The following is a 14,367-nucleotide window of genomic DNA, read 5'->3' as shown; positions in this document are numbered from 1 at the left end:
CGTTGTTGTTCAAACCGTCAGGACGTGAACATAGCAGAGCGGCTTCTTGCCCCAATGCTCCTGTATCACCGAGCGCACCGTCCGACGCACCGATTCCGCCATCGCGTCGGGATCGCGCTTGCGCGCCTTGGGAAGCCCCTCCACCGTGGTGACGATGGCATCGAACAGGATGTCGTCGATCGGCTCGCCGCCGGAATTCTTTTCCGGGATACCGACGAGATCGATCTCGGGATCATCCACCAATTCACCCTTGTCGGTGATGGCGAACGCCACGAAGACGCAGCCGGCGAACGCCATCTTCTTGCGCTCCACCACGGCGCGCGACTTCGAATCCTCGAGAATCGAGCCGTCCTTGTAGAGGCGCCCCGACGGCAGTTGCTCGATGATCGCGGGATCGCCCGGCCCGAGCCGGACCAAGTCACCGTTCTTGCAGATCAGCGTTTTCGGCACACCCGCGGCGCGCGCCAGCTTGGCGTGCTCAAACAAATGCAAGGCCTCGCCGTGCACCGGGATCAGCAATTGCGGCCGCACCCAGGAGATCATTTCGCGCAGTTCGTCGCGGCGCGGATGGCCGGAAACGTGCACCAGATGGGTGCGATCGGTGATCACCTCGATGCCCTGATTGATCAGGCCGTTGATGATGCCGCCGACCGACTTCTCGTTGCCCGGAATGGTGCGCGAGGAAAAGATCACGCAGTCGCCCTTGTTCAGGGTGACCTGCGGATGATCGTCATTGGCGATCCGCGACAGCGCCGCGCGCGGCTCGCCCTGGCTGCCGGTGCACAGCGCCACCACCTTGTCGGGCGGGAAATGGCCGTACAGATCGGCGCCACGGAACGCCTGCACGCCGTCGAGATAGCCGGTCTCGCGCGCCACCTGCACCACGCGCTCCATGGCGCGGCCGACCACGACCACCTCGCGGCCGCAGGCTTTCGCAGCATCGGCGACGGCGCGCAACCGCGCCACATTCGAGGCGAAGGTGGTGACGGCAACGCGGCCCTTGGCCGCCTTCATCAATTCGGCGATGGTCCTGGCAACCTCGGTCTCCGAGGGCGACTTGCCTTCGCGCACCGCGTTGGTGGAATCGCCGACCAGCGCCAGCACGCCTTCGTCCCCGAGCTGGCGCAGCCGCCGCTCGTCGGTCGGCACGCCGATGATCGGCGTCAGATCGATCTTCCAGTCGCCGGTGTGCAGGATGGTGCCGACGGAGGTGCGGATCGCCAGGGCATGGGATTCCGGAATCGAATGCGCGACCGGAATGAATTCGACGCTGAACGGCCCGAGATCAATGCGTCCGCCGGACGGCACCACGGTAACCGGAATCTTCGGCGGGTTACGCTCCGAGGCCAGCTTGGCGGCGAACAGCGCGGCGCTGAACTGAGTGGCGTAGATCGGACATTTCAGCTTCGGCCACAAATCCATGATGGCGCCGAAGTGATCCTCATGGGCGTGGGTCAGCACCAGGCCAACCAGGTTCTTCTTTTCTTTCTCCAGGAAACGGACATCCGGCATGATCAGATCGATGCCGGGCAGATGTTCCTCGTCGCCGAACGACACCCCGAGATCGACTGCGAGCCAGCTGCGCTGGTGGCCATTGCCGATTCCGTAGATCGACAGGTTCATGCCGATCTCGCCGACGCCTCCGAGCGGCGCGAAAGTGAATTCATCTGGTCGTGACATCAAGCTGCTCCCGCCGACGCCGTCGACTTGAAATAAACATCCCCGGCGGAGATCGGAACCCGCTTGCCATCGGGGGTCCTGACGATCAGGCAGCCAGCCTCATCAATGGTGTCGAAAATACCTTCAACCGAACTCGTTCCGGACTGGATCGAGACCGGTTCACCCAAACCTGCCGCGCGCAGTAACCATTTTTCGCGGATCTCGCCAAACCCGCGCCCATTGTCCCAGATGCCACGATAATCCGCCCAGCAATCCGACAATGCGCAAAACAGCTCTTCCGCGGACACGTCCAGGCCAAGGGTTTTCAGGCAGGTCGTTGGATACGGCGTCCCTTCGGGCGCCGCAATGATATTGGTACCGATCCCGACCACCACGGCCAAGCGGCCGTCCGGGCCGGTTTCGGCTTCCAGCAGGATTCCGGCCAGCTTGCGCGACCCGGCCAGCACGTCATTGGGCCACTTCAGCCGGTAGTTCAAGTCCAGACCGGCCGATCTGGCGATCGCCTCCGCGCTCAATCGCCACAACGCCGCTTCGAGCGCCAGCCCGGCGGCAAATCCCAGCGTGGCGGCGACGCTGGGCGCGACATCGACCACTTCGAGGATGCTGGAGGCGAGATTGCCGCGTGGCGCAATCCACGGCCGATGCCGGCGGCCGCGGCCCGCGGTCTGCTCGGTGGTGACGAACCAAATCGGCCCCGCCTCGCCGTCCCGCGCGCGGGTCAGCGCCTCTGCGTTGGTCGAGCCGATGCTGTCGAACGCGGTGAGCCGGTAGCCTGCCGCAATGGCTCTCTTGCCGAGTTGCAGCGGCATCCTAGAACAGCGACTTCGCCGCCACCGACGCGGCACTCACCAGCGGCGCGGGATAGACGAAGAACAGGATGTTGAACAGGCCTGCGACCGCGAGCACGGTGCGCAACTCCATCCGCATCGGGTCAATGCCCTGCACCGGCTCGTCGAAATACATCACCTTGACGATGGTGAGATAATAATACGCGCCCACCACGCTGGTGACCACGCCGATCACCGCCAGCGCAAACAACCCGGCCTTGATGGCGGCGACGAACACGTAGAACTTGGCGAAGAAGCCGGCCAGCGGCGGCACCCCCGCCAGCGAAAACAGCAGCATCGCGAAAAAGAACGCCAGCGGCGGATTGGTCCGCGACAGGCCGGCGAAATCGCCGATGGTCTCGACATGCAGGCCGTTGCGCTTCATCGCCAGGATCACCGCGAAGGTTCCCAACGTCATCGCGACGTAGATCGAGATGTAGACCAGCACGCCCTGCGCGCCCTCCACCGTTCCGGCGGCCAGCCCTACCAGCGCGAAGCCGATATGGCCGATCGCCGAATATGCCATCAGGCGCTTGATGTTGGTTTGCCCGATCGCGGCGAACGAACCCAGCGCCATCGAGGCGATCGCAACGAACACCACGATCTGCTGCCATTGCGGCACAATGCCTGGAAACGCGGTCAACGCCACGCGGGTGAAGATCGCCAGGCCCGCGACCTTCGGCGCCGAGGCGAAGAACGCGGTGACCGGGGTCGGCGCGCCCTCATAGACGTCCGGCGTCCACATATGGAACGGCACCGCCGAGATCTTGAAGCACAGTCCCGCGAACAGGAACACCAGCCCGAACACCAGGCCGACATTGCCGTCCTTGGCCACGGCCGCGATCCCAGCGAAGCTGACGGTGCCGGTGAAGCCATAGATCAACGAAGCGCCGTACAGCAGCATGCCGGACGACAGCGCGCCGAGCACGAAATACTTCAGGCCAGCCTCGTTCGACTTCGGATCCTCGCGATTGCTCGCCGCAACCACGTAGAGCGCGAGACTCATCAGTTCGAGGCCGAGATACAGCATGATCAGGTCGCCAGCGGAGATCAGCAGCATCATGCCAGTCGACGACAGCAGCACCAGGATCGAATACTCGAACATCCGCCGCGACGGATCGGCTAGAATCTCCGCCGACAGGATCAAGGTGACGGTGGAGCCGATCAGCGCCAGGATCTTCAGGTATCGGGCGAAGTCGTCGACGATGAAGCTGCCGCCGAACGTCACCAGCTTGCCGGCCGGAAGCATCAGCTCGAGTCCGCCGACGACCACCAGCAGGCAGATCGCGAGCGTGGTGACCAACCGCGTGGTTTGCACCCCGCGATAGGCGCCGAGCAGCAGCAGCAGCATGGCGCCTACCACCAGCACCAGTTCCGGCAGGATGGGCAGCAGCGAATAGCCGGCGGCATCAAAATTCATGGCGTCTTGTCCTGACCAGCCGCGTTTATTGCAGCAGCGCGGCTGCCTTCACGGCAGACGTCGCGGCGGCGTAATTGTTGACGAGGAGTTGCACCGAGGCCGCCGACATGTCGAGCACCGGCTTCGGATAGACCCCGAACAGAATGGTGAGAACGACCAGCGGCACCAACATCAGGCTTTCGCGCCAGGTCAGGTCCTTGATGCTGGCCAGCGACGGTTTCACCAGCGCCCCGAAAATCACCTTGCGGTACAGCCACAGCGCGTAGGCCGCCGACAGGATCACGCCGAGCGTCGCGACGGATGCCGTCGGGATCGAGACCTTGAAGGTGCCAATCAACGTCAGGAACTCGCCGACGAAGCCGGAGGTGCCTGGCAGTCCGACATTGGCCATGGTGAACACCATGAACACCAGGGCGTAGAGCGGCATCCGGTTGACGAGGCCGCCATAGGCCGCGATCTCGCGAGTATGCATGCGGTCGTAGACGATGCCGACGCAGAGGAACAGCGCACCGGAGACGATGCCGTGCGAGATCATCTGGAACACGCCGCCAGCGACGCCCTGCGTGGTGCCGGCGAAGATCCCCATGGTGACGAAGCCCATATGCGCCACCGACGAATAGGCGATCAGCTTCTTGATGTCTTCCTGCATCAGCGCCACCAGCGAGGTGTAAACGATCGCGATCACCGACAGCGTGAACACGAACGGCGCAAAATACAGCGACGCTTCCGGGAACATCGGCAGCGAGAACCGCAGGAAGCCGTAGCCGCCCATCTTCAGCAGGATCGCGGCCAGCACCACGGAGCCTGCGGTCGGCGCTTCGACGTGCGCGTCCGGCAGCCAAGTATGCACCGGCCACATCGGCATCTTCACCGCGAAGGACGCGAAGAACGCCAGCCAAGCCCAGGTCTGCAGACCGTGCGGCACATGGGCGTGCATCAGGGCCGGAATGTCGGTGGTGCCGGCGTTCAGATACAGCGCCATGATCGCCAGCAGCATCAACACCGAGCCGAGCAGAGTGTAGAGAAAAAACTTGAACGAGGCGTAGACCCGGCGCGGACCGCCCCACACCCCGATGATCAGGAACATCGGGATCAGGCCGCCCTCGAAGAATAGATAGAACAGCACCAAATCCAGCGCCGAGAAGGTACCGATCATCAGCGTTTCCAGGAACAGGAACGCCATCATGTATTCGCGCACCCGCAGTGTGATCGATTTCCAGCTGGCGATGATGCAGAACGGCATCAACGCCGTGGTCAGGATCACGAATGGCAGCGAAATGCCGTCGACACCCATATGATAGGTGATGGCGTTGGCCAGCCACGGCGCCTTCTCGACGAACTGGAAGTCCGGATTCGATGCATCGAAGCGCATCACTAGGATCAGGGATACCGCGAAGGTGATCAGCGTGGTCCACAGCGCGATCCAGCGAGCATTGCCGCGCGCGGCCTCGTCGTCGCCGCGCGACAGATAGATCAGCACCGCGCCGACCAGCGGCAGGAAGGTGACGACGGAAAGAACGGGCCAGGTCGTCATCACTGGCCTCCCACGCCGAGCATGAACCAGGTAATCAGACCGGCGACGCCGATCAGCATCGCGAAGGCGTAGTGGTAGAGATAGCCGGTCTGAAGCTTGACCACCCCACGGGTGACGTCGAGCACGCGAGCCGAAATGCCATCCGGACCAAACCCGTCGATGATGAAGCCGTCTCCCTTCTTCCACAGGAAGCGGCCAAGCCACTTTGCCGGCCGGACGAAGATCAGGTCATACAGCTCATCGAAATACCACTTGTTGAGCAGGAACTTGTACAGAAGCTGATGCTGGTTCGCGAGCTCGACCGGCAGATACGGCCGGCGGATATAGAACAGCCACGACACCACGAAGCCCACCGCCATCATCACCGTCGGCAGGAACCCGACGCTCTCCGGGATGTGGTGCATCTCCTCGATGATATGCGGGTTCATCTTCAGCGAGTCGCGGAAGAATTCCTCCACGCCATGGCCGGCGAACAATTCCTTGAACGGGAACCCGGCCGCCAGCGCGCCGACCGCGAGAAGGAACAGCGGGATCAGCATCGTCAACGGGCTTTCATGCGCGGCCTCGTGATGTTCCTGATCGTGCGGCTCGCCGTGGAAGGTCTTGAAGATCAGCCGCCAAGAATAGAACGAGGTCAGCCCGGCGGCGATCACCGTCATGGTGAAGCCGTAGAACGCCATCGGATTGTGAGAGGCGAACGCCGCCTCGATGATCGCGTCCTTGGAGAAATAGCCCGCGGTGAGCGGAAAGCCGGTCAGCGCCAGGGTGCCGATCACCATCACGATATAGGTGAACGGGATCCGGTCCTTCAGTCCGCCCATATGGCGGATGTCCTGCTCGTGATGCATCGCGTGGATCACCGAGCCGGAACCCAAAAACAACAGCGCCTTGAAGAAAGCGTGGGTGAACAGATGGAACATGCCGACCGAATAGGCGCCCGCCCCCATCGCCACGAACATGTAACCGAGCTGCGAGCAGGTCGAATACGCCACGATGCGCTTGATGTCGTTCTGCACCAGGCCGACGGTGGCGGCGAAGAACGCGGTGGTGGCGCCGAAGAACATCACCACAGCTTGTGCGTCTGGGGCCAGCTCGAACAGCGGCGACAACCGCGCCACCATGAAAACGCCGGCGGTGACCATGGTGGCGGCGTGGATCAGCGCCGACACCGGGGTCGGCCCTTCCATCGCGTCCGGCAGCCAGGTGTGTAGCAGGAACTGCGCCGACTTGCCCATCGCGCCCATGAACAGCAGCAGGCATGTCAGGGTCAGGGCATCGGCGTGCCAGCCGAAGAAATTGATCGTCTTGCCGGTAAGGCCAGGGGCGGCGGCGAAGATCGTCTCGAAATCGGTCGAGCCGACCAGCATGAAGATCGCGAAAATGCCGAGAGCGAAGCCGAAATCGCCGACCCGGTTGACCACGAAGGCCTTGATCGCCGCGGCATTGGCCGAGGGCTTCTGGTACCAGAACCCGATCAACAGATAGCTGGCGAGGCCGACGCCTTCCCAGCCGAAGAACAGCTGTACTAGGTTGTCGGCGGTTACCAGCATCAGCATCGCGAAGGTGAACAGCGACAGATAGCCGAAGAACCGCGGCCGGTTCGGGTCCTCGTTCATGTAGCCGATCGAATACAGGTGAACCAGCGACGACACCGAAGTGACCACCACCAGCATCACAGCGGTCAACGTATCGACCCGCAGCGCCCAGGCGACCTGCAGGTCGCCGGAATTGATCCAGGGAAACAGCGCGATCCGCGCGTCGTGATGCAGGAACCCGACATCGACCAGCGCCAGCCAGGACAAACCGGCGGAGATCAGCAGCAGTGCGGTGGTGACGATCTCGGCCGCGCGCGATCCCGCCGCCGCCGGTTCCACCGGGTGATCATGGCCGTGATCGTCGTGCGCCGCGGCATCGTGATGCGCGGCATGGCCGTGGCCATGGTCGTCGCCATGTTCGACAGTATCGCCGCTGGGATGGCGCGCATGCGCGCCGAACAGCGCGATCACGGCGGCGATCAGCGCACCGACCAATGGCAGGAAAACGATGGCCTGGATCATGCGAGCGCCTTTTGCGCGGGCCCGATCCGGCCGGAAAACCGCAGTTCGTGGTTCCGGATCATGCCCTAGCCCTTCATCAAGTTGATGTCTTCAACCGCGATCGACCCGCGATTGCGGAAATAGACCACCAGCACCGCTAATCCGATCGCCGCTTCCGCCGCGGCCACCGTCAGAACCAGCAGCGCGAACACCTGGCCGACGATGTCGTTCAGGTAGGTCGAGAACGCCACCAGGTTGATGTTCACCGCGAGCAGCATCAGCTCGATCGACATCAGGATGATGATCACGTTCTTGCGGTTCAGAAAGATGCCGAGCGTACCCAGCGTGAACAGGATCGCCGCGACCGACAGAAAATGACCCAAACCGATTCCCGTTCCCGTCATTGCACCCACTCCGCCGCGTCGGCGTCCTGGAGCCCCTGCCCCGACGCCACTTTGCGCACATCCATCGCCGCCGCCTTGGTGCGCGCGTTCTGCGCGCTGATGTCCTGCCGCTTGACCTTCTTCTTGTGCCGCAGCGTCAGCACGATGGCGCCGATCATCGCCACCAGCAGGATCATGCCGGAGACCTGGAAGTAGTGAATGTAGCGCGTGTACAGCACCAGCCCGAGCGCCTCGGTGTTGCTGACATTCGCCGGGATCGGCGCGGTGATCGCCTTGGTGATGGTCGGACTGATCACCCAGCCGCCCGCCAACAGCAGCAATTCGGCGAGGAAGATCACGCCGATCAACAGACCGAACGGCAAATATTCCAGAAAGCCCTCGCGCAACCGGCTGAAGTCGACATCCAGCATCATGATCACGAACAGGAACAGCACCGCGACAGCGCCGACATAGACCACGATCAGAATCATCGCCAGGAATTCGGCGCCCATCAGCACGAACAGGCCGGCGGCGTTGACGAACACCAGGATCAGGAACAGCACCGAGTGCACCGGATTGCGCGCCACAATCACCATCACCGCGGATGCGATGGCGGTGCCGGCGTAGAGATAGAAGAACAGCGCGGGCATTGTCATGGCTTCAGCTCACCGGTACGGCGCATCGAGTTCGATGCTCTTGGCGATCTCGCGTTCCCAGCGGTCGCCGTTGGCGAGAAGTTTCGCCTTGTCGTAATAGAGTTCCTCGCGGGTCTCAGTGGCGAACTCGAAATTCGGCCCTTCGACAATGGCGTCGACCGGGCACGCCTCCTGGCACAATCCACAATAGATGCACTTCACCATGTCGATGTCGTAGCGCACGGTGCGGCGGGTGCCGTCGTTGCGGCGCGGTCCGGCCTCGATGGTGATCGCCTGCGCCGGGCAGATCGCTTCGCACAGCTTGCAGGCGATGCAGCGTTCCTCGCCGTTCGGGTAGCGACGCAATGCGTGCTCGCCGCGGAACCGGGGCGAGATCGGCCCCTTCTCGAACGGATAATTCAGCGTCGGCTTCGGCTTGAAGAAGTAGCGCATGGCGAGAAAGAACGCCGATACGAACTCGGTCAGCAGCAGCGAACGGGCGGTTGCGTAAACGCTCATGAGGGCCTCATTTCGGTGCCAGCCCCGCGAATTGCAGCACGCCGGCGACGATCACCACCATTGCCAGCGAGATTGGCAGAAACACTTTCCAGCCAAGCCGCATCAATTGATCGTAGCGGTAGCGCGGCACGATGGCCTTCGCCATTGCAAACATGAAGAACATGAAAAATAACTTCAGCGCGAACCAAATAATCCCCGGCACCCAGGTGAACGGCGCATAGGGAATCGGCGGCAGCCAGCCGCCGAGGAACAGGATCGCGCCCATCGCACACATCGTGGTGATGGCGACATATTCGCCGAGCATGAACAGCAGATACGGCGTCGAAGAATATTCGACCATGAAGCCCGCAACCAGTTCGGACTCGGCTTCCACCAGGTCGAACGGCGGACGATTGGTCTCCGCCAGTGCGGAGATATAGAACACCACGAACACCGGAAACAGCGGCAGCCAGTACCAGCCGAGCAGACCATATTTGGTGTTCTGCGCTTCCACGACCGCGGTGAGATTCAGCGAGCCGACGCAGAGCAACACGCAGATGATCACAAAACCGATCGAGACCTCGTAGGACACCATCTGCGCCGCCGAGCGCAACGCGGCGAGGAACGGATATTTCGAATTCGATGACCAGCCGGCCATGATGATGCCGTATACTGACAACGACGACACCGCCAGGATGTAGAGCACGCCGACGTTGATGTCGGCGATCACCCAACCGGAAGCGACCGGGATCACCGCCCAGGCCGACAGCGCCAGCACGCAGGTCACCAGCGGCGCTAGCAGGAACACGCCCTTGTTGGCGCCGGAGGGAACGGTCGGCTCCTTGAAGACGAATTTCAGCAGGTCGGCGAAGGATTGCAGCAGGCCCCAGGGGCCGACCACGTTCGGTCCGCGCCGGATCTGCACCGCGGCCCAGATCTTGCGGTCGGCCAGCAGGATGTAGGCGATCGTGATCAGCAGCACGACGATCAGCAACAGGCTCTGCGCCAGCACGATGATCAGCGGCCAGAGATTGGTTGTCCAGAATTCAGCCATCGATCCTGCTCACTCCGCCGCCGTCAGCATCTGCCCGGAAGCCAGGCGCGAACATTCCGCCATCACCGCCGAGGCCCGCGCGATCGGGTTGGTCATGTAGTAATCGTCGATCGCGGGCTTGAACGCCGTCTTCTCGACGCTACCGCCGCGCGTCGCCAGCGCGCGAATTGCGCCGGCGTCACCGGCCTCGATCTGGTCGACCCGCATCAGATGCGGCACCGCGCCGAACAGCGCTTTACGCAGCGCGCTGAGCGAATCGTAGGGCAACTTCTTGCCGAGCGTTTCCGACAGCGCGCGGACGATCGCCCAGTCCTCACGCGCCTCGCCGGGCGGGAACGCCGCGCGGTTGGCGAACTGTACCCGGCCCTCGGTGTTGACGTAGATCCCGGATTTTTCGGTGTAGGCGGCGCCCGGCAGGATCACGTCGGCGCGATGCGCGCCGCGGTCACCATGGGTACCTATGTATATCACGAAGGTTTCGTCCGGCACCTTGATCTCGTCGGCGCCGAGCGAGAACAGCACGTCGAGTGTGCCGAAGGTGGTCATCTGCGCGGCACTGAGGCCCTTGTCGTCCGGCGCGAAACCGACATCGAGCGCGCCGACGCTGGAGGCCGCGCCATGCAGCACGCCAAACCCGATCCAACCGTCTTTCAGCGCTCCGACATCGACCGCCAGCTTGGCCGCCAGCGCGAGCACCGCCCCGGCATCGTGCCGCGCCGTCGCCGACGCACCAACCAGCACGATCGGGTTCTTGGCGTTCTTCAGCACATCGGCGAAAGCATTCTTGCCGGCGGCGAGATCGTTCAGGGAGTCCAGGCCGGCGCCGAGGTAGTCGTAATGATAGGTCAGGTCGGCTTTCTCGCCGATCACGCCGATCTTTAGCCCGCCGGTACGCCAGCGCTTGCGGATCCGGGCGTTCAACACCGCGGCTTCCTTGCGCGGATTGCAGCCCACGATCAACAACGCGTCGGCCTGCTCGATGCCGGCGATGGTTGGATTGAAAATGTAGGAAGCGCGGCCGGCCTTCGGATCGAACGCGCCGACGTTCTGCGTCGCCACATTGACTGAGCCGAGCGCGGCCAGCAATTGCTTCAGCGCGAACATTTCCTCGACCGCGGCCAGATCGCCGGCGATCGCGCCGATCCGCTTGCCGTCGATCCGGCCGAGCTTCGCGGCGATGGCGCCGAACGCCTCAGCCCACGTTGCCGCGCGCAGCTTGCCTTTGTCTCGGACATAGGGCCGGTCGAGCCGCTGGGTGCGCAGGCCGTCGACCACATGGCGGGTCTTATCGGAGATCCATTCCTCGTTCACCGCCTCGTTGACGCGCGGGAGAATGCGCATCACCTCGCGGCCGCGGGTGTCGATCCGGATCGCCGAGCCGACACCGTCCATCACGTCGATCGACTGGGTTTTGCCGAGCTCCCAGGGCCGCGCCGCGAAGGCGTAAGGCTTCGAGGTCAGGGCGCCGACCGGGCAGATATCGACCAGATTGCCCTGCAGCTCCGAGGTCAGCGCGCTTTCCAGATAGGTGGTGATCTCCATGTCCTCGCCGCGACCAGTGGCGCCCATTTCAGCCACGCCGCAGACTTCCGAGGCGAAGCGCACGCAGCGGGTGCACTGGATGCAGCGGTTCATCGAGGTCTTGACCAGCACGCCGAGATACTTGTCCTCGACCGCGCGCTTGTTCTCGGCGAAGCGGCTGGAATCGACGCCGTAGCCCATCGCCTGGTCCTGCAGGTCGCACTCACCGCCCTGATCGCAGATCGGGCAATCCAGCGGATGGTTGATCAGCAGGAATTCCATCACGCCTTCGCGCGCCTTCTTCACCATCGGCGACTTGGTGGAGATCTCCGGCAGTTCGCCCTTCGGACCGGGACGGCAGTCGCGCACGCCCCAGGCGCAGCTCGCCACCGGCTTCGGCGTGCCCTTCACCTCGACCAGGCACATCCGGCAGTTACCGGCGATCGACAGCCGCTCGTGATAACAGAAGCGCGGAATCTCCGCGCCGGCGGCCTCGCACGCCTGCAACAGCGTGTAGTCCGGCGGGACCTCGATTTCATGGCCGTCGACGATAAGCTTGATCATTGCCGTTACTCCGCCGCGACCATGTGGACGGGGTCGAGCACGCCCTGATCGTCGAGCGACGCGCGACGCCCGAACTCCTCGATCCGGCGCTCGATCTCGGGACGGAAGGCACGGATCAGGCCCTGAATCGGCCAGGCCGCGGCGTCGCCGAGCGCGCAGATGGTGTGACCCTCAACCTGTTTGGTGACCTCGAGCAACATGTCGATCTCGCGCTTGTGCGCCCGGCCCTCGACCATGCGGTCGAGCACACGCCACATCCAGCCGGTGCCCTCGCGGCACGGCGTGCACTGGCCGCAGCTCTCATGCTTGAAGAAGTAACTGATGCGGGCGATCGCGGCGATCGCGTCGGTGGACTTGTCCATCACGATGACGCCGGCGGTGCCGAAGCTCGACTTCACGGCACGGGTGCCGTCGAAATCCATGATCAGTTCCTGGCAATCGACCGCCGGGATCAGCGGACAGGATGCGCCGCCGGGGATGATCGCCAGCAGATTGTCCCAGCCGCCGCGAATCCCGCCGCCATGCTTCTCGATCAGCTCCCGGAACGGAATACTCATCGCGTCCTCGACCACGCAGGGCGTGTTGACGTGACCCGAGATGCCGAACAGCTTGGTGCCGACATTGTTCGGCCGGCCGATGCCGGCGAACCACGATGCGCCGCGCCGCAGGATATCCGGCGCCACCGCGATAGATTCGACGTTGTTCACCGTGGTCGGACAGCCATAGAGCCCGACATTGGCCGGGAACGGCGGTTTCAGCCGTGGCTGGCCCTTCTTGCCCTCGAGGCTCTCGAGCAGCGCGGTTTCTTCGCCGCAGATATAGGCGCCGGCGCCGTGCGCGACATAAAGATCGAACGGAAAGCCGTGGATATTGTCCTTGCCGATCAGCTTCGCCGCGTAGGCCTGATCGATCGCGGCCTGCAGATGCTCGCGCTCGCGGATGAATTCGCCGCGCACATAGATGTAGCCGACATGCGCGCCCATCGCGCAGCCGGCGATCAGGCAGCCCTCGACCAGCGTATGCGGATCGTGCCGCATGATCTCGCGATCCTTGCAGGTGCCGGGCTCCGACTCGTCGGCATTGACCACCAGATAGCTCGGCCGGCCGTCGGACGAATCCTTCGGCATGAACGACCATTTCAGTCCGGTCGGGAAGCCGGCGCCGCCGCGGCCGCGCAGGCCGGAGGCCTTCATTTCGTTGACGATCCAGTCACGGCCCTTGTCGAGGATCGCCTTGGTGCCGTCCCAGCCGCCGCGACGGCGCGCGCCTTCGAGGCCCCAGTCGTGGAGGCCGTAGAGATTGCGGAAGATGCGGTCCTTGTCGTCGAGCATGGCTGGCAGCGTCCCCGATCAACGATTGGATTGCATGTAGGCGAGCCCGGCGGCACATCCGCCGAAGGTCAGCGCCCACAACAGGCTCGATTCAAGTGTCGCACTGAGCGCGTAGCGCTGCAGCAGGAAAATGAACACGCTCGCGGTCACCGCGTGCAGCAGGATGTAGCGCAGATTACGCATTAATCCGATACCCTTTGAGACGTTCGAACCGGCCGTGCGAACCATCACATATTGCCCTTCGCCGTGGCCGGCCCAGCGCTGACGTCGTCAATATCCTTCAGCGTGGTCGGCCCGCCGAGCGGCGCGGAAAACTGCCGGCCATTCTGCGGTCCCGGAGGCGGTGGATTTCCGGTCGCAAAGCCATCCAGCAACTTGCCGAAACTGTCGGTGGTCAGGTCCTCGTAGGTGTCTTTCCAGATCATCACCATCGGCGCGTTGACGCAGGAGCCGAGACACTCGACTTCCTCCCAGCTGAAGTTCTGGTCCGCCGACAACTGGAACGGCTCGTGATGAATCCTGTGCTTGCAGACCTCGATCAGATCGCCGGCGCCGCGCAGCCTGCACGGCGTGGTGCCACAGACCTGAACGTGCGCCTTCTTGCCGACCGGCTGCAGCTGAAACATCGTGTAGAAGGTTGCGACTTCCAGAACCCGGATGTGCGCCATCTGCAACAGCTCAGCGATGACGCGGATCGCCGGCTCAGGGACCCATCCGCCGCATTGCTCCTGCGCTCGCCACATGATCGCGATCACCGCCGAGGCCTGGCGGCCCTCCGGATATTTCGCGATTTCGCGCCTGGCCCAAGCGAGATTCTCCTCGGTGAAGGCGAAACTCGCAGGCTGCAGCTCTTTCGGGGCCAAACGTCGGACGGACATTGTCTC

Annotated in this window: 13 protein-coding genes; all 13 read right to left on the bottom strand. The window is 63.4% G+C overall.

Annotation, left to right across the window (positions count from 1 at the left end; all coding sequences use genetic code 11):
* Positions 1-9: 9 nt before the first annotated feature.
* The 13 genes from HXX15_RS09665 to nuoE all read right to left on the bottom strand — a co-directional run bounded on the left by HXX15_RS09665 (position 10) and on the right by nuoE (position 14,361).
* Positions 10-1,680, bottom strand: coding sequence for a ribonuclease J (locus HXX15_RS09665; protein ID WP_296515461.1), 1,671 nt, complete (start codon positions 1,678-1,680; stop codon positions 10-12).
* On the bottom strand, positions 1,680-2,489 hold the full coding sequence (locus HXX15_RS09660) for a biotin--[acetyl-CoA-carboxylase] ligase (protein WP_296515459.1): 810 nt from the start codon (positions 2,487-2,489) through the stop codon (positions 1,680-1,682). Before HXX15_RS09660 ends, HXX15_RS09665 begins: the two co-directional genes overlap by 1 nt.
* Position 2,490: 1 nt before the next feature.
* Positions 2,491-3,927, bottom strand: coding sequence for an NADH-quinone oxidoreductase subunit NuoN (gene nuoN, locus HXX15_RS09655; protein ID WP_296515457.1), 1,437 nt, complete (start codon positions 3,925-3,927; stop codon positions 2,491-2,493).
* A gap of 25 nt (positions 3,928-3,952) precedes the next feature.
* Positions 3,953-5,461, bottom strand: a complete 1,509-nt coding sequence (locus tag HXX15_RS09650; protein WP_296515455.1) for an NADH-quinone oxidoreductase subunit M — start codon at positions 5,459-5,461, stop codon at positions 3,953-3,955.
* Positions 5,461-7,518 (bottom strand): NADH-quinone oxidoreductase subunit L, encoded by a 2,058-nt coding sequence (gene nuoL / locus HXX15_RS09645; protein WP_296515452.1) that lies wholly within the window; start codon positions 7,516-7,518, stop codon positions 5,461-5,463. Before nuoL ends, HXX15_RS09650 begins: the two co-directional genes overlap by 1 nt.
* A gap of 65 nt (positions 7,519-7,583) precedes the next feature.
* Complete coding sequence (nuoK, locus tag HXX15_RS09640) at positions 7,584-7,901, bottom strand: NADH-quinone oxidoreductase subunit NuoK (RefSeq protein ID WP_296515450.1); 318 nt, start codon at positions 7,899-7,901, stop codon at positions 7,584-7,586.
* Entirely contained in the window at positions 7,898-8,536 is a 639-nt protein-coding gene (locus HXX15_RS09635) for an NADH-quinone oxidoreductase subunit J (RefSeq protein ID WP_296515449.1), read from the bottom strand. Before HXX15_RS09635 ends, nuoK begins: the two co-directional genes overlap by 4 nt.
* Positions 8,537-8,545: 9 nt before the next feature.
* Positions 8,546-9,034 carry an NADH-quinone oxidoreductase subunit NuoI gene (nuoI, locus tag HXX15_RS09630; RefSeq protein WP_296515446.1) on the bottom strand — a complete coding sequence of 163 codons (489 nt, stop codon included), beginning with the start codon at positions 9,032-9,034 and terminating at the stop codon, positions 8,546-8,548.
* Positions 9,035-9,041: 7 nt separating this feature from the next.
* Positions 9,042-10,067 (bottom strand): NADH-quinone oxidoreductase subunit NuoH, encoded by a 1,026-nt coding sequence (gene nuoH, locus HXX15_RS09625; protein ID WP_296515445.1) that lies wholly within the window; start codon positions 10,065-10,067, stop codon positions 9,042-9,044.
* 9 nt (positions 10,068-10,076) lie between these two features.
* Complete coding sequence (gene nuoG / locus HXX15_RS09620; RefSeq protein ID WP_296515444.1) at positions 10,077-12,152, bottom strand: NADH-quinone oxidoreductase subunit NuoG; 2,076 nt, start codon at positions 12,150-12,152, stop codon at positions 10,077-10,079.
* Between the two features lie 5 nt (positions 12,153-12,157).
* Positions 12,158-13,483 (bottom strand): NADH-quinone oxidoreductase subunit NuoF, encoded by a 1,326-nt coding sequence (gene nuoF / locus HXX15_RS09615; protein WP_296515442.1) that lies wholly within the window; start codon positions 13,481-13,483, stop codon positions 12,158-12,160.
* Positions 13,484-13,501: 18 nt separating this feature from the next.
* Entirely contained in the window at positions 13,502-13,666 is a 165-nt protein-coding gene (locus tag HXX15_RS09610) for a hypothetical protein (RefSeq protein WP_296515440.1), read from the bottom strand.
* Positions 13,667-13,710: 44 nt separating this feature from the next.
* Complete coding sequence (nuoE, locus tag HXX15_RS09605) at positions 13,711-14,361, bottom strand: NADH-quinone oxidoreductase subunit NuoE (RefSeq protein WP_296515437.1); 651 nt, start codon at positions 14,359-14,361, stop codon at positions 13,711-13,713.
* Positions 14,362-14,367 lie beyond the last annotated feature (6 nt).

This window comes from Rhodopseudomonas sp., from assembly GCF_013377015.1.
Taxonomy (GTDB): Bacteria; Pseudomonadota; Alphaproteobacteria; order Rhizobiales; family Xanthobacteraceae; genus JARJEH01.
Note: the sequence above shows the minus strand (reverse complement) of the source record. Positions and strands in the feature narration are given on the sequence as shown.